The organism is Planktothrix prolifica NIVA-CYA 540 (assembly GCF_963864145.1).
GTDB lineage: Bacteria > Cyanobacteriota > Cyanobacteriia > Cyanobacteriales > Microcoleaceae > Planktothrix > Planktothrix agardhii.
Window position 1 is genome coordinate 2,519,680 of the sequence record NZ_CAWLTW010000001.1, and the last position, 22,926, is coordinate 2,542,605.

At 39.6% G+C, this 22,926-nt stretch carries 21 protein-coding genes and 1 tRNA gene; 12 read left to right on the top strand and 10 right to left on the bottom strand.

What is annotated here, in order from left to right; genetic code table 11:
* The first annotated feature begins 85 nt into the window (after positions 1–85).
* Entirely contained in the window at positions 86–550 is a 465-nt protein-coding gene (locus AC559H_RS11465) for a DUF29 domain-containing protein (RefSeq protein WP_026788707.1), read from the top strand.
* A gap of 129 nt (positions 551–679) precedes the next feature.
* Positions 680–2,044: a serine/threonine protein kinase gene (locus AC559H_RS11470; RefSeq protein ID WP_026795781.1), complete on the top strand. Its 1,365-nt coding sequence runs from the start codon at positions 680–682 to the stop codon at positions 2,042–2,044.
* A gap of 31 nt (positions 2,045–2,075) precedes the next feature.
* Here the strand turns inward: AC559H_RS11470 and AC559H_RS11475 are convergent.
* Positions 2,076–2,167, bottom strand: a tRNA-Ser gene (locus AC559H_RS11475).
* A 217-nt stretch (positions 2,168–2,384) separates the two neighbouring features.
* Between AC559H_RS11475 and AC559H_RS11480 the strand changes: the two genes are divergently transcribed.
* Positions 2,385–4,118, top strand: coding sequence for a pentapeptide repeat-containing protein (locus AC559H_RS11480; RefSeq protein WP_026795780.1), 1,734 nt, complete (start codon positions 2,385–2,387; stop codon positions 4,116–4,118).
* Between the two features lie 72 nt (positions 4,119–4,190).
* On the opposite strand, the gene AC559H_RS11485 is transcribed toward AC559H_RS11480, so the two are convergent.
* On the bottom strand, positions 4,191–4,583 hold the full coding sequence (locus AC559H_RS11485) for an allophanate hydrolase-related protein (protein WP_026795779.1): 393 nt from the start codon (positions 4,581–4,583) through the stop codon (positions 4,191–4,193).
* Positions 4,584–4,828: 245 nt separating this feature from the next.
* Between AC559H_RS11485 and AC559H_RS11490 the strand changes: the two genes are divergently transcribed.
* Positions 4,829–6,070 carry a Zn-dependent hydrolase gene (locus AC559H_RS11490; RefSeq protein ID WP_026795778.1) on the top strand — a complete coding sequence of 414 codons (1,242 nt, stop codon included), beginning with the start codon at positions 4,829–4,831 and terminating at the stop codon, positions 6,068–6,070.
* A 147-nt stretch (positions 6,071–6,217) separates the two neighbouring features.
* The gene (locus AC559H_RS11495; protein ID WP_026795777.1) at positions 6,218–7,198 is read left to right on the top strand and encodes an aldo/keto reductase; all 981 of its coding nucleotides are present in this window, start codon (positions 6,218–6,220) and stop codon (positions 7,196–7,198) included.
* Positions 7,199–7,330: 132 nt separating this feature from the next.
* Here the strand turns inward: AC559H_RS11495 and AC559H_RS11500 are convergent, their stop codons facing one another.
* The 4 genes from AC559H_RS11500 to AC559H_RS11515 all read right to left on the bottom strand — a co-directional run bounded on the left by AC559H_RS11500 (position 7,331) and on the right by AC559H_RS11515 (position 9,832).
* Positions 7,331–7,750, bottom strand: coding sequence for a putative toxin-antitoxin system toxin component, PIN family (locus tag AC559H_RS11500; RefSeq protein WP_026795776.1), 420 nt, complete (start codon positions 7,748–7,750; stop codon positions 7,331–7,333).
* Positions 7,738–7,992 carry a hypothetical protein gene (locus tag AC559H_RS11505; RefSeq protein WP_026795775.1) on the bottom strand — a complete coding sequence of 85 codons (255 nt, stop codon included), beginning with the start codon at positions 7,990–7,992 and terminating at the stop codon, positions 7,738–7,740. Before AC559H_RS11505 ends, AC559H_RS11500 begins: the two co-directional genes overlap by 13 nt.
* A gap of 75 nt (positions 7,993–8,067) precedes the next feature.
* The gene (locus AC559H_RS11510; RefSeq protein ID WP_026795774.1) at positions 8,068–9,147 is read right to left on the bottom strand and encodes a PDDEXK family nuclease; all 1,080 of its coding nucleotides are present in this window, start codon (positions 9,145–9,147) and stop codon (positions 8,068–8,070) included.
* A 130-nt stretch (positions 9,148–9,277) separates the two neighbouring features.
* Positions 9,278–9,832, bottom strand: a complete 555-nt coding sequence (locus AC559H_RS11515) for a Uma2 family endonuclease (RefSeq protein WP_026795773.1) — start codon at positions 9,830–9,832, stop codon at positions 9,278–9,280.
* Positions 9,833–10,090: 258 nt separating this feature from the next.
* Here AC559H_RS11515 and glyQ point away from each other — a divergent pair, with 258 nt between their 5' ends.
* The gene (gene glyQ, locus AC559H_RS11520; protein ID WP_026788697.1) at positions 10,091–10,972 is read left to right on the top strand and encodes a glycine--tRNA ligase subunit alpha; all 882 of its coding nucleotides are present in this window, start codon (positions 10,091–10,093) and stop codon (positions 10,970–10,972) included.
* Between the two features lie 117 nt (positions 10,973–11,089).
* Here the strand turns inward: glyQ and AC559H_RS11525 are convergent, their stop codons facing one another.
* A complete protein-coding gene (locus AC559H_RS11525) occupies positions 11,090–13,096 on the bottom strand; it encodes a DNA polymerase III subunit gamma/tau (RefSeq protein WP_026798503.1) in 2,007 nt (668 codons plus the stop codon).
* Between the two features lie 463 nt (positions 13,097–13,559).
* Here AC559H_RS11525 and AC559H_RS11530 point away from each other — a divergent pair, with 463 nt between their 5' ends.
* Complete coding sequence (locus tag AC559H_RS11530) at positions 13,560–14,429, top strand: hypothetical protein (RefSeq protein ID WP_026795772.1); 870 nt, start codon at positions 13,560–13,562, stop codon at positions 14,427–14,429.
* A 1-nt stretch (position 14,430) separates the two neighbouring features.
* Here AC559H_RS11530 and AC559H_RS11535 read toward each other — a convergent pair whose 3' ends face one another.
* A complete protein-coding gene (locus tag AC559H_RS11535; protein WP_026795771.1) occupies positions 14,431–15,171 on the bottom strand; it encodes a phycocyanobilin:ferredoxin oxidoreductase in 741 nt (246 codons plus the stop codon).
* 90 nt (positions 15,172–15,261) lie between these two features.
* On the opposite strand from AC559H_RS11535, the gene tatA reads away from it, so the two are divergent.
* Positions 15,262–15,456, top strand: coding sequence for a twin-arginine translocase TatA/TatE family subunit (tatA, locus tag AC559H_RS11540; RefSeq protein ID WP_026795770.1), 195 nt, complete (start codon positions 15,262–15,264; stop codon positions 15,454–15,456).
* A 173-nt stretch (positions 15,457–15,629) separates the two neighbouring features.
* Here the strand turns inward: tatA and cphA are convergent, their stop codons facing one another.
* Both cphA and AC559H_RS11550 read right to left on the bottom strand, forming a co-directional pair.
* A complete protein-coding gene (gene cphA / locus AC559H_RS11545) occupies positions 15,630–18,335 on the bottom strand; it encodes a cyanophycin synthetase (protein ID WP_026797027.1) in 2,706 nt (901 codons plus the stop codon).
* 259 nt (positions 18,336–18,594) lie between these two features.
* Positions 18,595–19,449, bottom strand: a complete 855-nt coding sequence (locus AC559H_RS11550) for a cyanophycinase (protein WP_026788691.1) — start codon at positions 19,447–19,449, stop codon at positions 18,595–18,597.
* A 269-nt stretch (positions 19,450–19,718) separates the two neighbouring features.
* Here AC559H_RS11550 and trmD point away from each other — a divergent pair, with 269 nt between their 5' ends.
* The 4 genes from trmD to AC559H_RS11570 all read left to right on the top strand — a co-directional run bounded on the left by trmD (position 19,719) and on the right by AC559H_RS11570 (position 22,849).
* Complete coding sequence (gene trmD / locus AC559H_RS11555) at positions 19,719–20,423, top strand: tRNA (guanosine(37)-N1)-methyltransferase TrmD (RefSeq protein ID WP_026797026.1); 705 nt, start codon at positions 19,719–19,721, stop codon at positions 20,421–20,423.
* A 125-nt stretch (positions 20,424–20,548) separates the two neighbouring features.
* Positions 20,549–20,908: a hypothetical protein gene (locus AC559H_RS11560; protein ID WP_026795766.1), complete on the top strand. Its 360-nt coding sequence runs from the start codon at positions 20,549–20,551 to the stop codon at positions 20,906–20,908.
* Positions 20,909–21,112: 204 nt separating this feature from the next.
* The gene (locus AC559H_RS11565; RefSeq protein WP_036833253.1) at positions 21,113–21,370 is read left to right on the top strand and encodes a KGG domain-containing protein; all 258 of its coding nucleotides are present in this window, start codon (positions 21,113–21,115) and stop codon (positions 21,368–21,370) included.
* A 750-nt stretch (positions 21,371–22,120) separates the two neighbouring features.
* Positions 22,121–22,849, top strand: coding sequence for an NYN domain-containing protein (locus tag AC559H_RS11570; RefSeq protein ID WP_026788687.1), 729 nt, complete (start codon positions 22,121–22,123; stop codon positions 22,847–22,849).
* The last annotated feature ends 77 nt before the right edge of the window (positions 22,850–22,926 follow it).

Consider the following 22,926-nt stretch of genomic DNA (forward strand, 5'->3'; position numbering starts at 1 on the left):
TGGGAAGCTACAGCAAGGGTGATTTTGCTGTATTAAAATCCCACATATTTTAACTAGAAATGGAACCTTTTATTAGGAAAAAATCATGACCACTACTCCGAAAATCCTATCTAAGTTATATGAAATAGACTTTTTAGCCTGGACAGAACGGACTGTACAACTTATTCGTGGGAGACAATTTGGAGAAGTGGATTGGGAGGCTGTCATTGAGGAAATTGAAAGTTTGGGAAAATCAGATCGCCGGGAATTAAAAAGTCGTTTGGAGGTATTATTACACCATTTACTCAAATGGCAATATCAAGCTAATTTGCGTAGCGGTTCTTGGCAAAATACGATTGATGAACAACGAAATCGGATTGCTGATTTACTCGAAGAAAGTCCTAGTTTGAAGTCGCTTCCAAATGAAGTTTTAGCGGAGTGTTATCGGCGGGGGAAGAAAGCTGCTAGTAATGAAACAGGATTGCCATTGGATAGATTTCCAGTAGATTGTCCTTATCCTATTATCCAAGTTATTGACCCTGAGTTTTTACCAGAAGCTATTGATTTTTAAGCCAAATATTTCCCAAGAAAACTTTAAATAATTTAGCCCGCTTACGTTGAAGGAACCTGTTTCATCATATTAGTCATTTATCAGTAATTAGTTATCAGTATAAAACAGGAATTACGCATAATATTAAATATGTTTAATCAACAACAAATCCTCCAAGACCGCTATCAACTCCAGCATCAATATGGACGTACCGCCGCCGGACGCCAAACTTGGTTAGCAATGGATCAAGAAACTCAAGAAGAGGTTATTATAAAGTTATTAGCGTTTAGCCCCCAAATGGCTTGGGAAGAATTAAAACTTTTTGAACGAGAAGCCCAGGTTTTACAAGCCTTAAATCACCCGCGTATTCCCCATTATCGAGATTATTTTTCTATAGATCAAAATTTAGGTGGGGGCTTACCTTGGTTTGGATTAGTGCAAGATTATATTCCCGGTTCATCCCTCCAAGACCTATTAGAAAAAGGGCACCGTTTTACTGAAGCCAAAGTTAAGAAAATTGCCAAAGATATCTTAAAAATATTGATTTATTTGCATGAACTCAGTCCTCCGGTTTTACATCGAGATATTAAACCGAGTAATTTAATTTTAGACAGTTCAGAACAGATTTATTTAGTGGATTTTGGTGCGGTACAAGCTCAAGCATCGGTGACGGGGGTGACTTTTACCGTTGTTGGAACCAGTGGTTATGCACCCTTAGAACAATTTTGGGGACGGGCGGTTGCAGCATCGGATTTATATGCTTTAGGAGCCACATTAATTCATTTATTAACTAATACTTATCCGGCGGATTTACCTCAACGGGATGCTCGGATTCAATTTGCAGATCGGGTTAGTTTGAATCCCTATTTTATCCGATGGATTGAACAAATGACGGAAATTTCCTTAGAAAAAAGAATACAAACCGCAAGGGAGGCTTTAAAATCTTTACAATCTAAAAAAATGGTTCTGCTCAAAACTCAAAATACCGCCCCCCAACAGGCTTTAATTCCCAAATTGATTAGACCTTTTTATAGTAAAATTTGTCTGAATAAAACATCTGAAACCCTAGAAATATACTTACCGCCGAAGGGGTTTAGCAAATTATTGCCAATGGAAATGGGATGTTTCCATTTATTGATCTTGTATTTTATCGTATTCTTAATTATTCCACCCTTTTTATCTGTATTTTTTACGAATCTAGTTTTATTTTTATTTTTATCTTCAATTCTAGGAAGTTCAATCTTATTCTGGATATTTTTCTTTATAGATGAAAAAACCTTTGTAGAATTTGATCATTTCCAATTCAGAATTTTTAGAAAATCCAGGGGACATAAATATTGTTTCCAATCGGGTTCCGTGGGGAATATTATTGGTGTGTTTATGGAAAAAAAACAATCCAAATATCAGGTAGTGATTCGGACAACCTCGGGAACCAATAATATTGGCGAACTATTTGTTGCGGAGGAATGCGCCTGGTTAACCCAGGAAATCCAAGATTGGCTTCATTCCCGGTGAACCCATAAAAGGGCGATTTCAGCCTGAAAAACGGAGAGGGAGGGATTCGAACCCTCGGTACGGAGTTACCTGCCGTACAACAGATTAGCAATCTGTCGCTTTCGACCGCTCAGCCACCTCTCCATGAGTGACAATTAAATATAGTAACAGATCATTTAGAGTCTGTCTAGGGGTAAAAGTAAAAAATTTTAGGGCGATGACAATTTAGGTTGATTATTTCAGGGACTTCAACCCCTATAGTCGCCTTGGGTCAGGATGGGAAGCCAATCCCCCTGATCACGACCAGAAAAACAAGATAGACTGTTGATGAACCCTTTTCAGCCTTGTTCACAGCTGTCCCATGAACAGACAAGAATTTTTAGATCGGTATCAAGCGGGAGAGCGCAATTTTACCTATATTGATTTAAGTGAGGTTAACCTAAGCGGTGTCAATTTGCAGGAGATTAACCTCACGGGCGCGAACCTCACGGGCGTTAACCTCAGTTGGGCGGTATTAAGCAAAACTCAATTAGTGGGAGTGTGTTTTCGGCGGGCTGATTTACGCAGTACGATATTAACCCGAAGTAACCTGAATCAAAGCAATTTAAGTGGTGCAAATCTGACAAAGGCGGACTTACGATTTGCTACTTTACAACAGGCGGATTTGAATTGGGCAGTTTTAATTGAAGCGGATTTAAGTAATGCGGATTTAACGGGCGCGAAATTGGATCAGATTAATTTAGAACAGGCAAAATTAAATAATGCTGTATTAATCGGTGCAGAATTAATGGAGGCAAATTTAACTCGGGCAAGTTTGGTGGCAGCGAATTTAACTCGGACAAATTTACGAGAATCTCAGTTAGCGGGGGCTAATTTAAAAGATGCCATTCTGATTGAAGCCAACTTAACGGAAGCGGACTTAAATGGTGCTACCTTACGCTCTACAAATTTAACGGGGGCGGATATGCACCGAGTAGTATTAACGGGAGCAGATTTAACCGATGCGGTTCTTGATGGGGCGGATTTGAGTCGAGGAAATTTAACCGGAGCTTATTTATTAAAAACCAGTTTTAAAAAAGCTTATTTATTACGGGCAAATTTAGAGGAAGTTTATCTACTTTGGTCAAATTTAACTGAAGCGAATTTAAGGGGGGCAAACCTTCGCAGGGCGGATTTAAGCGGGGCTTATCTGGGAGATACGATTTTAAGCGAGGCGGATTTGCGAGATACTTTATTAATCGAAAGTCGTTTAATTAGAACGAATTTAGAGGGATCTAAATTAACGGGATGTTGTATTTATAATTGGCAAAAATCAGAAGTTGAACTGAATAAAGTAGAGTGTGAATATGTTTATACTGATTTTGATTATACGAATAAAAAACCCAAAAATCGTTATCCCAGTGACCGAAATTTTTTACCTGGAGAATTGGCTCAAGATTCCCCAGAAGATAGCCAGTTAATTCCGGTGGAATTTACGGAATATCCGAATTGGGAAGCCTTGGTTTATACTTTAGTTAAAGTAGAACAGGAGAGTCATGAACTTGAGTTGAGCATTCAAGGATTTGAAACTCAACCGGATAGTTTTTTACTTTATATTAGGGCAAATTATTTAGTCAATGCTAAACTTCTAAGTCAACAGATTTTAAAGTCCTATCCGGCCATGAAGCAGAAACTTGTACAGAAGCGATCGGACATTTTAGGGTTATTAAATTTGGAGGTTCCTATTTTTAATGCGGCCGTAGATTTGGATGGAATTCCTGAAGCGGTGATCTCTCCTGCTATAATTGAAGGGAATAATCATCAAACTTTATATCAAGAAATTTCTCGTCAAATTCAAGGGATTTTGCGATCGCAGGAACCGGAAAAATTTGTGGTTAGTGTCCAAAGATTATTAGATTTCCTGGCTAAAAATGGTGTGGAACTTGAGGATTTACAACATCAAGTGATTATTCAAGGTATTGTGCAACGCGCCCAACAAGAACCCCTATTTAAAGAGAGTTTATTCCGTTGGGAACAGGTCGCTAGTCCAACGGAAAGAATTTCGTTGATGGGGGAATTAGTTAGATTTGCGATCGCTCTTTTATGGGAAGAATAAACTTGATTTTTTGATTTTAGCACAAAGACTAATCCGGTAAACTAACATTATAGAGGGCGACCCCTTACCGCATTAAATTGGATTTGATTTTTTATAAGCAGCCCAACCCCCGAAAGTAGAAATATCTGGCCATTGATAGTGTTCGATTAATTCCTTCGGATAGAGCATCGCAGTTAAGACTTCCCCATCTTCTAACTTGATGTCCCCTGGATACATATTCGGAGGTTCGTTAACCAGTAAATGTTCATACTGGGTGTGGGAGATTTCATACACTTCTCCGGGGATAGAAATTCCGTCTTCTCCAATTTCATAAATCGCCGGATGCCAACCATTGCCCGCCGCGTGTAAGCGATATAGGGGCATGGTTTTAGCGGATTTAATCAATTTTGCTTCCCCTAAGTTTTTATGATCCGGTTGACCCTGGAGGGCCGAACCACAAATAAAGATCCGTTTAGTATTGGTCATAGAAGGGAGTGGGTAATGGGTTTTGGGTTTTGGGTAATGAGGATTTATTAGTCAATTAATTAACTCTTACACTGATAACTGATTATGGTGCGATCGCTATAGGAATTTATAGTGGTTTTTGAGCTTGTAAAGTACATTTTATACAGTATTCTGGCATGGAAATCAAGATAATGGTGGAAAGAATAAAAAATAGATGTTAAAAAAGATTAAATTTTTGATTTATTTGTTTTCAGGAGAATCAAATTATGGATAAGATTACCCAAATTAGTATTAATAGCGATCGCCTACATCACCGAATTAACACTTTAGCCCAAATCGGTCAACAACCTTCGGGTAGTATTTGTCGCCTCGCCTTTTCCCCAGAGGATTTGGAGGGGCGTGCTACCGTCAAACAGTGGATGCTAGAGGCAGGAATGACCGTTAGCACCGATGCAGCCGGGAATCTCATCGGTCGCTATCCGGGCAAAAGTCCCACGGCTCCTGCCTTCGGGACGGGTTCCCATATCGACACCGTACCCACGGGCGGATGCTATGATGGAGCCTTGGGGGTATTAGCTGGCATAGAAGTAGTACACACATTAAAAAACCATAATCTACAACTCCATCATCCCCTAGAAGTGATAGTATTTGCCGACGAAGAAAGTACCATGATTGGTGCTCAGGCGATCGCAGGAACGGTGTTACTCGATGCTCCAGATCGTTATCAATCAAAGGCAGGAGAGTCGATTCAAGGATGTTTAGCACGGGTGGGAGGCAACTGGGATAACCTAGCAACAGCGCGACGGTCACGGGCAGATCTGGTGGCGTTTGTGGAACTGCACGTGGAACAGGGGGCCATATTAGAACAAAAGGGGGTTTCTATTGGAATTGTGCAGGGTGTGGTAGGAATGGAGCGCCTAAAAATTACGATTATTGGAAAAGCCAACCACGCCGGAACAACACCCATGGAAATGCGACAGGATGCGTTAATAGCGGCGGCAGAATTAATTTTAGCAGTGCGAGAAATAGCGTTAAAAATGCCTTCCCAACCCGTAGCAACGGTGGGATATCTTAATGTTTTACCCAATGCAGTTAATATTATCCCAGGACAGGTAGAACTTTCTGTAGATATGCGAGATTTATCTGATAATTGTTTACAGGAAATGTTGGCACAATTGCACAATAAGATAATATTGATCGCCCATTCAACTAATACCAAAATTTCAACAACTCCCTTACTCAGTGTTAAACCAACCTTAGCGACTCCTGAAATTCAATATAGTATTGAATCTGTTTGTAAACAGTTAAACTTAAATTATGATTATCTTCCCAGTCGCGCCGGACATGATGCCTTAGAAATCGGCAGAATTACCAATATGGGAATGATTTTTGTCCCCTCTCAAGGAGGCTTTAGTCATTCTGAAACAGAATATACATCCCCCGAACATTGTACCCAAGGAGCCAATGTATTATTCCAAACTTTATTATTATTAGATCAAAGCCATTAAACATCATCAAGAGTGTGCATATTACTAACGGAAAAATCCGATTATCCCTTCGTGTCTTAGTGCCTTTGTGGTTCCTTACTATTTTTTTGAAATAATGATTTAATTGTCTTATAATATGATCAGTTATTATCGTTATTAATCGTGATTATGAACAATCATCAACTCCTATCTTTACCTAAAATGGGATGCGGAACCTGGGCCTGGGGAAATCGCCTATTATGGGGTTATGATCCCAGTATGGATACACAGTTACAACAGGTATTTAACCTATGTGTGAGTCAGGGTGTCACTTTATTTGATACGGGAGATTCTTACGGGACGGGAAAACTTAATGGCCGTAGTGAATCACTTTTAGGACAATTTTCTCAACAGTATCAAGGAATAAATCAAGATCAAATTTGTATCGCTACAAAATTAGCCCCCTATCCCTGGAGATTAACCCGAAAATCAATGATTCATGCTTGTGAAAATTCCGCCAAACGGTTAGGAAAAAATGTCGATTTAGTTCAGATGCACTGGTCTACAGCTAATTATGCACCTTGGCAAGAGGGGAATTTATTAGACGGTTTAGGGGATTTATATGAACAGGGATTAGTTAAAGGAATTGGGTTATCTAATTATGGGCCGAAACGCTTAAAAACAGTCTATCAAAAATTTGCCGATCGGGGAATTCCAATTTCAACTTTACAGGTACAATATTCTTTATTATCGACTTATCCGGTCACGGAATTAGGGTTAAAAAACGTTTGTGATGAATTAGGAATTAAATTAATTGCCTATAGTCCGTTAGGGTTAGGATTATTAACTGGAAAGTTCTCGGAAAATACTCCTTTACCAAAAGGTATTCGCGGAGGATTATTTAAAAAACTATTACCCGGAATTCAACCGATTTTAGCTTGTTTAAAAGAAATTGCTGAATTTCGCTCTAAAACCTTAACCCAAGTTGCTTTAAATTGGTGTATTTGTAAAGGCACAATTCCCATTCCTGGGGCGAAAAATATAGAGCAAGCTAAAGATAATTTAGGGGCGTTAGGGTGGTATTTGGACTCAGGAGAAGTGGCAGCGTTAGATAATGCTGTGATGCGTTCTAATCAACAAATGGTACAAAATATTTTCCAGACTTCTTAGTTTTTCTAAAATTTTTATTAATTAAATGACAATAATATTCTGTCAAAAAGAATGGAAACACATAGCATTATCGATCAAACCATCTCGTAGGGGGGGTTCTGTAAGAATATTAAAATCCCACCCTTAACCTACCTAAACCCGCCCCTGACCCATTAAACTCAAAAAATTTGCTGCATTCACAATTTCAATTCCTTGATAATTTTTCAAAGGAAGTAAATGTTTTTTATCTCCAGTTACGATATAATTTGCATGACCAACAACCGCACATTCTAACACCATATTATCATCAGGATCAGTGATGATAACATTAAGAGTATTAGAAATTTTGACGACCTGCAAGAAACTCAATAAATCGGATAAAGTATCTGTAATTTGAGAATCTGTAAAATTGAGTTTTTGCTCTAACTTTTCCAGCAACTCATCCAATAATTCTTGACAAGTGATCGCCTTAATTTGACCCGTTCTAGCTAATTCCAAACATCGATAAGGACTACCTCGCCAACCCAGACCAGATAGCAATACATTCGTATCAAATACGACTATTGGATACATGGTCTATCCTCATGAATTAAATCATTAATAAAATCCTCGCGTTCTTCGTCAGATAAAGTATTCCAATTGATTCCTCTTTCATTACACAATCTCCGCAATTGACTTTCACCATAGTCTAAGCGTTCTTGACGTTGGGTTTCTGTTGCTTTCACAAGTTCTAGCAATATGATCCGTTTTTCTTTTAATGGTAATTGTTGGATTAGATCAATAATTTGTTCTGTTGTTATAGTTAAGGTTGGCATAAGGATTGTTCTGAAAGATTAAATCAAGATAGCGAATATTAGAAGAATATAGTATTTTTTAGTATAACACAAATATTATCTAACAGACCAATCCTCTAAAGCCATCTGGATTATACTGTCTACTGAGGTAAAATCAGAAGCATCAACAGGTCTTAGCTTTTGACGAGATTTCATATATTTTCGATAATTTATATAATAATCTTGGAAATTGTCGAAAATTTCATTAATACCAGTAACTTGAAAAGGATACTTAAGCTGAAAACCGCCCTCTAAGTGTAATATAGTATTAAAATCTAACAATTGAGTAACGTGAACAAAATCTTCAGTTTGTATATCTATTGCATCTACTCCTTTAATCCATTTGGCTTGTCTAGGCTGAAATGCAACAGTCGGTAAACAAATATACAATTGCAGCTTACCTGATCTTATATTTTCTTCAGGAAAGTAATTAAAACCAGCACAGGTTTTATTAGTTAAAATTTGTTTTTTTGAATCAAATTTTGTAAATAAAATTTCTTTGTAAGTTCGTCCTGTATAATTAACTTTTTCTTCAATTTTGATCTCTGAATTATAAGATAGTATTTTTTGAATAATCTTTAAAACTCTTTCTCTAATTTGTGGTTTATCTAACAAATATCCCTGAATAAAGGAAGGTAAAGACTCAAATAATGAATCTTCTATGATTTCAATTGAAATTCTTGATAAAATTCTATTATCAAGTTTTTTTAAAACCAAAAAATATTCTCCATTGTCATATTCTTTCACTTCATGGGTTAATAATAAGCAATCAGGAATCATCTTTCGAGCATAATCAATGGTGGAAATATTAAAATGTGAAGCGATCGCAATTAAAAGAAATTTTTTACTAAAATCTACTCGTTCAAAATTAGGATCTTGATGAGATTCTTTCCCGAAAAAATCTTGATATCTTAATAGTTGATCTATACTCGTTTTTCCTTCTCCTTTTTTAAGCTCTAATATTGCCAGTCTACCTTCTGGGTTAACTCCTAATATATCAGAACGATTTTGTTTATTAATAAAATATTGTTTTTTAACGGGATCTAAATTAAGCAAAGGGTTGAGATGTAACCAGATAAATTCTTCGAGTAATGCTTCAGACTTGAGCAAAAATTTTCCCTTAGACTGTCTTAACATAATTTTTATAATAGTGGCTTATTTTATTGTAAACCAAACTTGAGACTAAGAATTAAAGAAAAGGGCGGGTTTATTTAGCGACCCTATATATTCATGTAAAAATATTAGGAAAAATGTGAACAATCTTTTTCTAAACAACTAATAACCTCTGAACAGAAACCGCCACATCAGGAAAAGCCAGAGGGTAAATGTTTCCTTGAGTTAAAATCTCTTGGGATTGATAATCACCCTGTTGAGGGTTTGTGAACACAATTAACGTCTGATTTCGCAAATTCACAACCCAATATTCCTGAATATTTTCTGTTGCGTAGACTTTGCTTTTTTGCTCTAAATCTTTTGTTAAACTAGAATTAGAAAACTCAATTAACCAAAAAATATTATTGCGATAGGGATGATGTTCTAAATAAACACTTCCCAAAGGTTCAACAATCGCAAGATCGGGTTTTGGTTCAGAACTAGATTGACATAAAGTAATGGGTTTTCTTTCTCGAACTTTTGCCCGATTTCCTAATAAATTTCTTAAATAATCTGCTGTAGCATCACTAAAATAAGCGTGGAAAATTCCTTCGGGAGACATTTTAATAATCTGACCATTCAAGAATTCTACTGATCTATCATCCAGAATTCCAGCATCAATCATGCTATGATAGTCTTCTATTGTCCATTGGAAAAGGGGGATTGTCATTGATGTTGCCTTTGGGTGAATTAATGGATATATTTATTCTATCAATAAAAACGAATTGTGTTAGAATAGAATCAGAATAATTATAGAAAATTAACAATAAATGGAAAATACTGGGGTATTAGATGCGGTGATGGGGGGAATAGCGATCGCAATTTTAATTGGAGGATTAGTAATGCTATTTAAAGGCATTTCATCCATGCCCAAAAATTAATGGTAAAATTGATTAATGTCAAAACAATTAGATCAGAATTACATCCCGTGAATTTTCAATCAATTATTGCTACCCTGAATCAATTTTGGAGCGATCGCGGCTGTTTGATTGCCCAATCCTATGATACCGAAAAAGGGGCGGGAACCATGAATCCCCATACCTTTTTACGCGCCATTGGCCCCGAACCCTGGTCGGTCGCCTATGTCGAACCCTGTCGTCGTCCCACCGATGGCCGTTATGGAGAAAACCCCAACCGTTTTCAACATTATTATCAATATCAAGTGTTAATTAAACCATCTCCGAATAATATTCAAGAGGTTTACTTAGACTCCTTGAAACTATTAGGAATTAACCCCGAAGATCATGATATTCGGTTTGTGGAAGATAACTGGGAATCTCCGACTTTGGGGGCTTGGGGTGTGGGTTGGGAAGTCTGGTTAGATGGGATGGAAATTACTCAATTTACCTATTTTCAACAATGCGGAAGTATTGATTGTCGTCCCGTTTCTATTGAGATTACTTATGGTTTGGAACGTCTAGCCATGTATCTGCAAAATGTGGATGCAATGACTAAAATTTCTTGGACAGATAAAATTAATTATGGGGATGTTCACTTACAGGGAGAAATAGAACAATGTACCTATAATTTTGAAGCCTCAAACCCAGAATTTTTGTTTACTTTGTTTGGATTATATGAACAGGAAGCGGAACAATTAATCGAAAAAGGATTAGTTTTACCGAGTTTAGATTATGTTCTTAAATGTTCCCATAGTTTCAATTTATTGGATGCTAGGGGCGTAATTGCGGTTACAGAAAGGACTCGTTATATTGGTCGAATTCGCAATTTAGCTAGACGAGTCGCCCAACGCTATTTAGAACAGCGAGAACAGTTAGGTTTCCCCTTAGAAAAAACCTCCCTGGCTAGATAAATAATTAGGGTGCGTGGATCTCCGCGCACGCACCACTCCACTTAACAATATAAAAGTTTTTAATCCTATGAGATACCGGGTATTTTTAATAAACCACAAAGACACAAAGACACGAAATCAAAAATCATCATAATTGTCTTCATCGTGATCATCAGTTTCTATAAAGTTCTCATTTTCATTGATTTCAATAGCATCAGCTTTTTTGTCTAATAAAGTAGCGGTTTTAGATATTGGTTTTTCTTCTAATTCAATCATTTTTCCTTGAAAAAAATCAACTAATTTTTGAGATGCGATCGCCACAGATTGAATATCTGTTTGTTCCGGTGTTAATTCAACTATTTCTGATTTTTCAATCTGTTTAAATGAATTATTATTAATATTTTCTATTTGATGATTTTTGTTAATATCCTGATTTGGAGATTCAGAAATTTGTTGTTGTTCTTGAGTATTAATTACAGGAGGTTGTACAACTTCTGGAGAATAAACCCTAGAATTATTAACAGGAGAATAAGGTGGAGAAGGGGGAGTTATATCTTGAACTTGATTAACAGAATTTCCACCTCTACTATCAAAATTAATTTTCACAGGATGACCAAAAACCTGTTGAAATGCTTTTTCTAAACTGGATAATTTTTGTTTAGTTTGTGCCATTTTTAACAGAGTTGAAGAAGCCATTTTAATCACCGCTACTTCAGAATTAAACTGAATTAAACGACCCTGTTGACGGAACATTTGTTGGGTTCCATTGGGTTGAATATAATCTAATACCTGTTGCCAAATTTGATCTAAATTAGCATCGGTAACAATAGGGGGTTCTGTGGGTGGTGCGGGAATTTCTGCTTTAACTTGGGGTTGGGTTTGCGGTTGAGGTTCGGGGGTGTATGTAGGTTGAAAAACGGGAGAATTAACTGGATTTTGTGACGGGTTTGAAGGTTCTGAACGTTGTACAAATGGAACGGTTTCCGGTTGGGTTTGGACGGTTCTTTGAGGATTTTGGGTAACAGTAACGGTTTGAGTGATAACAGATTTTTGTAATGCTGCGGGAAGTAAACCTAATAAGATAATTTCCAACCACAAACGCGGTTGAGTTGTATTTTTAATTTGAACTTCGCTTTCTCGTAAATGTTTTTGACCTGCTAAAATAATTGTACTATCCCAATGGTTAGAAAATTGACAGAGTTTTTCCCAAGTTGGTTGAGTTAATGCGACTAAATCAGAACGATTCGGTGCGCTTTTAGCGATTAACAAATCTCGATAAAATCCAGCTAAATTTTGTAGTACAATTAAAGGTTCTCGTCCTCGGTTTAGCAAATTACGAATACAGTCTAAAATAATAGCTGTATCCCCGGAATTAATCGCTTCTAATAAACTAATTAAGTCCCGTTCAGGAACCGCCCCAACTAAATCCCAGACTTTCTCGACAGTGATTTCACCGGACAATAAACTGAGTTGATCGAGTAAACTTTCCGCATCCCTTAACCCTCCTTGGGCAATTTGAGCGACCATAAAAACAGCATCATCAGCAATATTAATATTTTCCTGTTGGGCAATATATTTTAAATGTTTGATCATTGAATCTAAGGGTATTCGCCGAAAATCAAACCGTTGACAACGGGAAATAATCGTCGGTAAAACTCTCTGTGGGTCAGTTGTTGCTAATATAAATACTACTCGATCTGGAGGTTCTTCTAAAGTTTTTAATAGGGCATTAAACGCTGCCGTACTTAACATATGACATTCATCAATGACATATACTTTATACCGACATTGAACCGGGGCAAATTGCGCTCGCTCAATTAATTCTCTAATATTATCAACCCCGGTATTACTGGCGGCGTCAATTTCAATTACGTCTAAAGTTGATCCATTAGTAATGCCTTTACAAATATCACAAACGCCGCAAGGTGTCGCCGTTGGGTTTTGATTGGCCAAACAATTCAGAGATTTGGCCAAAATTCTCGCACTGGAGGTTTTTCCCGTTCCTCTTGGCCCAGTAAATAGGTAGGCTGGGGCGATACGTTGAGACTCAATCGCATTCGTGAGGGTAGTTGCGATCGCCTCTTGTCCGACCAAATGGCCAAAAGTTTGGGGACGGTATTTGTGGTGTAGGGGTTCGTAACTCACAACGCAACACTAAAATCAAGGGAATAGGAAACATTCTTAGCTAGAATAGCAGTAGAGTAGAAGGATAAACCTGGCTTGCAGTGTAACATAAAAACTTCAGGGTTCCAGTAAGGTACAGAGGGAACTATCCAATCTCTTGTTTAGTGATTTTTGACTAAATCCTAGGCAATGGAATGGAATCTTTGATAACTTAGAGTTAAATAGTTTCATCATGGCGGAATCAAGGGTTTATTTTTGTTTCTCTTAATAGCCTTACCATAAATTTATCAAACTGAAAGGTATGGAATTTATGAATAACATTAAAGGAGAAAAAACGAGCAATTAAAATAAATTCAATTCGATCATTATCAGACTACAGATGTACTATTGTCCTACTGTTGTCATTTTAACATATTTTGGATCGGTTAAAACAGTTTTACCCCAAATTCCGAAAGTTGAGTCTACAGTTTAGTGATTATAACTTATGTCTAATCAAATTATCCTGGTTCAGCCTTTGCTCGCAGCAACTCCGATCAAACACCCGGCTAAAAATGTCAAACTGGGTGGTGATATGATTTGGATGGGGGCTGCTGGTCTTTTATTGGTTTTATTGTTGGGAAGTATAATTTTTTTTAAAGTGAAAACCCGCGCCCTTACCAAACAATTAAACACGGAAATTTTTAGGAACAAAGAGCTACAGAAAAAATATAAATTGGCAGTCGGTACGGTTGCCAAAATGGAGAAAAACCCGGATTTAATTCACTCACGGGAATTTAACTTAGATTATTTAAGAATGCGGATGGCGGAGGATGTTTTCCACTATGCCATTATTGTTCAAATTAAGATGAAAGTTAAACAACAAATTTCCATCGCCCTCCGCCCAACTCAAACGGCTGTTGGAGAACAAAGCACCGCAGGAACAGCCCGTCAAGTCGATTCTATCTTTGATGTAGAATATGAAACGGGTGTTGCTGGAGACTCTAAAAAACGGGTGTTATTTCGGATTCAAGTACGACTGATGAAATTACCCACCCAATCAACATCAACTACAATTAATGAAATTATTGATTGTTTAGAAACCTATTTAAGCGCCAGTGATGAACATGATAATTGGCAACCCACTATTCAAGGACGAATTGTTCATATTGAATGGGATCAAAAAGCCAAACCAACGCCTTTATTGGTATTAGAACAATCGAATGAAGGAGTCAATGTTACCTTCCGTACAACTCGACCTGCGGGGATGAAATCACCACCCCATGAAACTCATCATGAAGAAACAACCCAAGCCAAAACTCAAGGGAAAACTCAACGCAAAAAAAGCAGTAAATCAGAATCTACTAAATTAACTTAAGTTAGCTGGGAGCCAGATCAAATAAAACCGTTGTCATATAGTTATTAGCCCATTCTTCACCAAAGGCTTTTTCTAAGACACGGCGGGTTTTATCATTTTGTTGTTGTTGAGTACAATACCGTTGTTGACCTGCAATAATTTCCGATTTTTGTTCCTCAGAAATCGGGTTTTGAGCGATCGCATATTCACAATGAACTTTCAAATATTGCGTCACAATTTGCAAAAATTGAGTTTCTTCTTCCGGTGTTGTCGGTCGAATAAATAAACAAAATTCCGAAAAAATATCCCCCCAAGTGGGAATTTCACGGGGTTGGGAAAACTGTTGTTGCGGTTGGGGTTGTAATTGCTGTTGATAGGGTAACGGTAAACTACGGTCTAAATGGGTAGGGGATAAATCCACAATAGCCGCACTAATTTGGCCCCGTCCCCCGACTAAATCAGCCCCAAACATGGGGATATCATATTCCACCCTCGGAAACATCACGCAATGGAGAATATCCAGATTTTGGCCAACTTTAGCCAATTCCAAATGGAGTTTCCGAAAGTGTTGGGTTTGATAACACTTATTTTCAATGATCAGTTTTTCCCCTTCTAAGCGTCCCTCCACATATCCTAAATCTTCTGGTAAATGGTAGGGTTCCAAATCGAGATATTGGCTCCAACTAACCTGAATTTGGTTGGCGAGTTGGCGGATGAGAGAGTGCTGTTGTTCTCGAATCGAGGGGAAGGAGGTGTTAACCATTGTAGGATTTTAAACGTTTCAGACTTATATCATAGAATATCAGTTTAGTATGAAGGTTGACTTATCCCTTTATAAAGGCAGCTAAAGATTATGTTTGGTTTAGGTTGGCCAGAAATCGCAATTATTTTAGTGGTGGCGCTGTTAATTTTTGGCCCTAAAAAAATTCCTGAAATTGGGAAAAGTTTGGGCCAAAGTCTTAAGGGGTTTAAAGATGGATTCTCTACCCCCCCAGATATTTCTGATTCAGTCTCCTCTGAGACGGAACAGAATTCCCACAAGTCCTAATTTCTTCAAACCCCGTAGGGGCGGGTTCCGTACTAATATCCGTTTCCAACAACTAATCATTATAAACCCGCCCAACCCCAGAATAATATTGAATTAATCGTTAATTTGGGGTGATGTCTGGGCGGGTTTTGGGAGGTTGTTTGTGGGTAGCAAAGGTTAACTCGAACCCGCCCCTACAGTGTGATCGAAGATTGGATCACCGTTGAGGAATTAAGACTCGGAGAATGGGAATTGTCAATAGACTCCTGTATGGGGTTGCGAACCTCAATTAATTTAATCGCTCGATTCACACTTTCGGGTAGAATCACCACTAACGATCCCGCCCCAGCCCGATCCAAAGCCGTATTCACCGCTTGGGTTTCATTAAGAATTGTTTCATAACGTACCTGACGGCCAGGAATAGTGCCTAAAACTTGCTGAATCCCCTGGCTGATTAACTGAGCCGCCGAACCCAGTTCTCGGCCCCGGGTATCGTCATCCTCCTTGACAATAATCTCATCAAAGATATCCGCCGCCAATTGACCCAAGGTGACAAAATCTTCATCCCGGCGATCGCCTGGGCCACCAATCACCCCAATCCGATGCCCCGGCCAATTTTTCACAAACGCCCCTAATGCTATGTAACTTGCCGGGTTGTGGGCATAATCAATCAGGGCGTGATAACTCCCCATATTAAATAAATTCATCCGTCCGGGGGTTTGGGAAGTCGAGGCGATAAAGGTTGACAAACCCGCCCGAATATGCTCTATTTTTACCCCTTGGGCAAAGGCGGCCAAACAAGCGGCCAAAGCATTAGCAATCATAAACGGAGCGCGACCTTGCATGGTGATCGGAACATTCACCGCCTGTTCAATCCGCAGTGTCCAATCTCCTTTTAATATCGAAAGATATCCGTTTTCATAGACCGCCGCCAATCCCCCGGATTCCGTGTGTTTCAACACAATTTCATTATCAGGATTCATGGTGAAATAGGCGATTTGAGCCTTTACCCGTTCGGCCATTTGTACCACCAACGGATCATCAGCGTTCAACACCGCATAGCCTTTCGGCATCACTACTTCAGCCACAACACTTTTCACCTTCGCCATTTGTTCCGGGGTATCAATATCCCCCAAGCCCAAATGATCCGCCGACACATTCAAGACCACACCGACATCACAGGTATCAAAGCCTAACCCTGCCCGCAGGATACCGCCCCGGGCACATTCAAGGACAGCAACTTCCACCATCGGATCACGCAGAATCAGTTGGGCACTTTGGGGCCCGGTATTGTCCCCTGGTTCGGCCAAATATTCCCCAATATAGATCCCGTCGGTAGTGGTATAGCCAACCGCTAACCCGGTTTGTTTGATGATGTGAGCTAACAAACGGGTAGTAGTGGTTTTACCATTAGTTCCGGTGACGGCTAAAATTGGGACGCGACTGGGCTGGCCAGGGGGAAATAACATATCCATCACCGCCCCGGCCACATTTCTGGGTAAACCTTCACTGGGGGCGACGTGCATTCGGAAACCCGGGGCGGCATTCACTTCCACCACCACCCCATCGACTTCCCGCAGAGGTTTAGAAATATCAGGCGTCACCACATCAATTCCGGCAATATCCAAACCGATAATTTTAGCAATTCGAGCAAACAGCCAGACATTATCCGGGTGAACTTCATCGGTACGGTCAATGGCACTGCCTCCCGTACTTAAGTTAGCCGTAGCTCGCAGAAAACAGATTTCTCCGGGGGGCATAACGCTTTCTAGGGTATGACCTTTCTCCGCAATCATGGATAGCACGGTTTTATCCACCACAATTCGGGTGAGGACATTATCATGGCCATCGCCCCGACGGGGATCACGATTGGTTTTTTCGATTAATTGTTCAATGGTTAATTTGCCATCCCCGACAACATGGGCCGGAACCCGTTCCGCTACGGCTACCATTTTACCGTTCACCACTAACACCCGATGATCCCGACCTGTATAGAAGCGTTCTAAAATCACACTGCGGGTTTTAGAGGCATTACTGGCTTCCTCATAGGCCATAGCAGCCGTTTCCCATTTGGTAATATCCAGGGTAATCCCCCGTCCATGGTTGCCATCGAGGGGTTTAATGGCAATGGGATAACCCCCCACCTCATCAATGGCATCTTGGAGTTCATCCAAATAGCGAATCACCGTTCCCCTGGGAACCGGAACCCCCGCATCTCGGAGAATTTGTTTTGTCCCTTCTTTATCACAGGCCAACTCTACGGCTAAAACTCCGGTTTGGTTACTGAGGGTGGCTTGAATCCGTTTTTGATAACATCCATAACCAAACTGAATCATAAACCGAGCATTCAGTTGTTGCCAGGGAATATCCCGGGCTTCGGCTTCTTTAATAATGGTTTCTGTGCTAGGGCCAAGGGAGGCTTGAGCTTTTAATTCTTTGAGATCTTCAATATCTTGGGCAAGTTCTTCGCTGGGATAGGTTCCCGTATCCGCAATACTTTGGCACAATCGGACAGCGGCTCGGCCCGCATAACGCCCAGCGTGTTCGTTATCATATTCAAACGCCACCTGAAAAATCCCCGGACTGGAGGTTTCACGGGTGCGACCAAATCCTACGGTCATTCCGGCCAACTGTTGGAGTTCCAGGGCGATGTGTTCGATAATATGTCCCATTAAAGTTCCCCGTTCTACCCGACTGAGGAACCCCCCTCGGACACCCGGTGAGCAGTGATGTTCAATTAAACTCGGGAGAGCGGAAGTTAAGCCGTTATAGAAGCCTGGAATATCGCTGCTATAGCGTTCCGTTAATTCTTCTAAATCCAAACGCATCACAATCAGTTGATGGCGTCGGATACTCCAGTAGTTAGGGCCTCTTAAGGTCTGTATTTTAAGAATTTTCATATTGGTGTGAGTATAATGCTCCGAATGGGCCGGGATGATAGTCCGCTTTATTAAATTTCTAGCTAAGGTGACTTGTAAACTGTTTGCAGTGAACAGTTTTTCAGAACTATTGAACTTTGCTAGATCAGAGCAGTTGGGGATTTCCGATTTTCTTTTCGAGACTTGCCGATTCCCAATCACCCCTAATCAGGGTTTCCCATCTTCAAATTAGAGGGGAAAACCTTGAATTTGGCCAAGTTCACCGATCATGTATGTCAATTTACACACTGGGAGCAGAACTTGGACGACGGGAGTGAAAGTTATACTGATCACCATAGGATAGAATATGTACCCGCAAATTGAATACACTTAGGGGATCGGTGGCTCCAGCATTCACTAAATTGGTATAGGACATTTCGTGGGTATCCACAATGGTTACACATCCCTTTCCTACGACCCGCAGTAAACCTTGGGCTTCAAATAGGGCACAGGTATCCTCATCAATGCCAATGCCAATTTTGTCGGGGTGGGCTGCGACAGCACTCACTAACCGTGCCATGCGATTCCGGTTATGGAAGTGTTGATCTACAACTAATTCTGGCACAATATCTAAGCCCGTTGCCATATCTACCAGGGAGCGATTGGGAGATTCCCCACTTCCGCCTCCGGCAATCATTTGGTGGCCCATTACAGCGGCTCCAGCACTGGTTCCAGCCAAGGCCATGCGCCCTTGTCTGGCTCCGGTTCTAATTTTTTCCATCAGCAGGGTATCGGCCAATAAGCTATAAAGCCGCAATTGATCCCCCCCCGTCATAAATACCCCGGTACAGGTTTCTAAGAAGGCGTGCCACTTGGGATCTTCACAATGATGGCGTTCCCGAATATCAAAGACTTCAATGGATGTGGCCCCCATTTCCTCAAAGATTTTTTTATATCTCTCTCCCTGAACCACTGGTTCGCGGGAGGCAGAGGGAATGATGGCAAGGTGGGCGTTGGAAGCACCAGCCCGGTGAACAAAGGTTTGCAGAATCTCACGTCCATGAACTTTGTCTTCGGCTCCACCAATAATCATGATAGAGGTTTTGGTTTGTTGGGGAATCATTTGTTCAAGGGCTTGAGATGTCAACTGCTGCATAGTGTGTCTCCTCGAATCAATCTATACTGGGTTCAGCCACGGGAGTGATTAGGTTAGCCGTCCTTGGACTCCTAATTGTTTCACGGGTGAAATTCGCACCGAACCCAGTTCTGGTAGCAAAGCCAGATTCAAAAAAGCTGATCCATTTTAGTATATTTTGATACGAATTAACAAATATTTTAGTTTATGGATTATCATATACCATTAAATGTTTGTTACAAGTTTGAGCTTAAAAAAATTTTAAGCCTAATTGATCAATTAATAATACTGTGCGTTTTGACATTATTACTTTATTTCCTGATTTTTTTGCTTCTCCCCTTAGCTCAGGTCTTCTGGGTAAAGCCCTGGGGAAAGAAATTGCTCATGTCCATTTAGTGAATCCCCGGGACTTCACCCAGGACAAACATCACCGGGTCGATGATGAACCCTTTGGGGGGGGTGTGGGGATGGTTTTGAAACCAGAACCGATTTACTTGGCGGTTGAGTCCTTACCTATATTACCCCGTCGAGAAGTGATTTTTTTGACTCCCCAAGGGGAACAAATGCACCAAGAGCTATTCCGAGATTTAGCGTTAAACTGTGATCAGATTGTCTTAATTTGTGGACATTATGAAGGCATTGATGAACGAATTATCTCCTTAGTAACCCGGGAAGTTTCTTTGGGGGATTTTGTCCTCACCGGGGGAGAAATTCCAGCCATGGCACTCTTAAATGGAGTTGTGCGATTATTACCTGGAACGGTGGGAAAGGAGGAATCTCTGAAAGCTGAAAGTTTTGAACAGGGATTACTAGATTATCCTCACTATACTCGTCCGGCGGTGTTTAGAGGAATACCCGTTCCTGATGTTTTATTGTCAGGGCATCATGGCAAAATTGAGCAGTGGCGAAAGCAACAACAACTTCAACGTACCCGTGAACGCCGCCCGGATTTGTGGCAAGATTGGATACGCGAACACCCGGACGAACGGGTTTAATCCGCTCTTATTTTGCCTTGGTTTGCCTTTCCATCCTATTAAACTGAAGCAGTCAACGTTTAGTTTTGATTCGAGTCTCTGGTCGCTAATCGTTAAGGGCTGAAGTTTATTCGTTTTTAATCCCCATGAATGCTGATACCCCAGAAGAATTAATTCAAGCGATTGATTTGGCGTTATGTCAAGGGAATTTTCATCAAGCTAAAACCCTTTCTAATCAAGCCAGTCAAGATTATCCGAATCATGATAAGATTCAACGCTATGCTCGAATTTTATCCTCCCCCGATGTGCCTTTTTATCAACTATCTCGCAAGCCTGATACTCCTTTAAATCTCAATTGGGTAATTCGCCATCGTGAACATTATCGAGGCAGATGGGTGGCTTTAGAAAAAGGTCATTTAATTGCGGATGCTAGTTCCCTTGATGAATTATTTACTCAGGTAGGAAAGGAAAAAATGAAAGATTTATTTTATACCATTGTTTATTAAGTAGAGGCATGATTTTGGGGTCTGGGTCTGGAGCGAATAATAAATAGAAAATTTCCCCATGAGTTCAATTAGAAATGCTACCATTAATATTATGGTTTCGGTTTATTGGTGAAAAAGGTTAAGTCTATCTTCTGGTAGAAGGTTAATCCTAATCATACAGATACAGTAGTGTTTAGCCAATTAATAAAAAATAAGGAGAAAATCATGGCTACGGAAAAACGTGGATTTGCTTCAATGGATCAAGAAAAGCAACGGGAAATTGCTAGTAAAGGCGGTAAAGCAGCCCATGAATCGGGACGCGCTCATGAATTTACTTCCGAAGAAGCCCGAGAAGCTGGACGCAAAGGCGGTAAGGCGGTCAGCCAAAATCGTGAACACATGGCGGCCATTGGACGCAAAGGTGGCAAGAATAGCCATAAGAAAGATAAAGAAAATGAAAATAATACTGACGAAAATCCCTAATCTCAGGGAAGACGTTTTAGTAAACTGCAATAAAATCTCAGTGTTTTAACAAAAAACTGTTTTTGTTAGCGATCGATCTTACAAAGTGGGGTTTTTCCTGGGATCAACCCTATTTTTGTAAGCAATATCTCCTTCGTCATTTTTTTGTGGAAATAACCACAAAGACACGAAGACACTAAGGAAGATATTAAGGGGGGTATAGTTGAACTTTTTGGCGAGGGTATTATGCAAGTTGAACTCTTATAGCAGGTGTTTAGACTCCAGCCGAGTGTGTTATCCTCTGTTGGAGTTTGAAATTATCAGCCCTAACCTAAATAGCAAAAAAAATACTTGACATTTTCGGATGGCTTGATTATAATGGAAACACCTAGTAATAGGTTTGAGTGGAAAATTGACTTCTGTCTCATCTATCGGAATCAAAAATATAGCAGTTGCCAATCCAGTTAGGACATTAATGATGGCTGTGATCCTTAATTATTAAGTGTTTTACTCCTATCCCTTGTCTTATGTCTGTTGCCTCTTGCTATATTTCTGATTCCGATACCTGAGACTTTAGCCAAACACAATCAAAACTAAGGGTTTTAATTCAATTCTTTAGACACTGCGCTGAAAGTGCTAGTTTTGGAGTTCTGTTTTGGACTCGGAAATGGCGAATAGGTCTTAATTCAGGCGAAGGGGTCTGAAGGGTTGGAATTTAAAACTCGATTAATGCTAGGCGTCTAATTCCTCAAAAAAAATTAGGAGCCACTTATGAAAGGCAAAACAGCAATTTATTGGGATGTTCAAAATGTTTGGATTTCTCCTGAAAAAATTCCATTGTTAAATCTATTTTTAAATCAACAAGGTGATATCCTGATTCACAAGGCTTATCATTACTGGAACCAAACAAATGAGCTATTGGCACAGACTCTCTATCAGGAAGGTGTTAAAACAATTCATGTTGCTTCGAGGAAAAAAAATGCCGCTGATGATGAGATTATTCAAACTTGCAAATATGATACAATATTAGATAAGAGCATTAAAACTGTAATTTTAATTACAGGGGATAAAGACTTTTTACTCTTAGTTAAAGAGTTACAAGAGTTAGGGATAAAAGTAATATTGATTTCTCGTACTAATGTTAAGAAATCTTTAAAAAAAGCAGTTGATATAGCCTATAATATTGATAAATTAATCCCATCCGTTAAGCTCGATCAAGCAACTCCAGAAACAGTATATTCTCCCGCTATGATTCCTTATGAAGAAGCTAAAAAATGTTTAATTGAATTGATCAAAACAGTTCAAGAAAAAGGAAAAAAAGCTACTCTGGCTGTGCTGGGTCGTTTAATTAAAAACCATCCTCGGCTTTCAGGATACAAAAAAATCTCATCCATTGCTAAACCCGATGGAAAGATTTTTGCTAAATTCGGCAAATTTGTAGCGGCGGTAATTCAGGAGGGAATTATTCAAGATTGTAATGGAGAATTGATTTTAGTCTAAGTTGAGAAAAATTGCGATCGCCTGAATAGGATATGATTAAGCTGTTAAGCATTTAAACCGTATGCTGTAGCAAGATA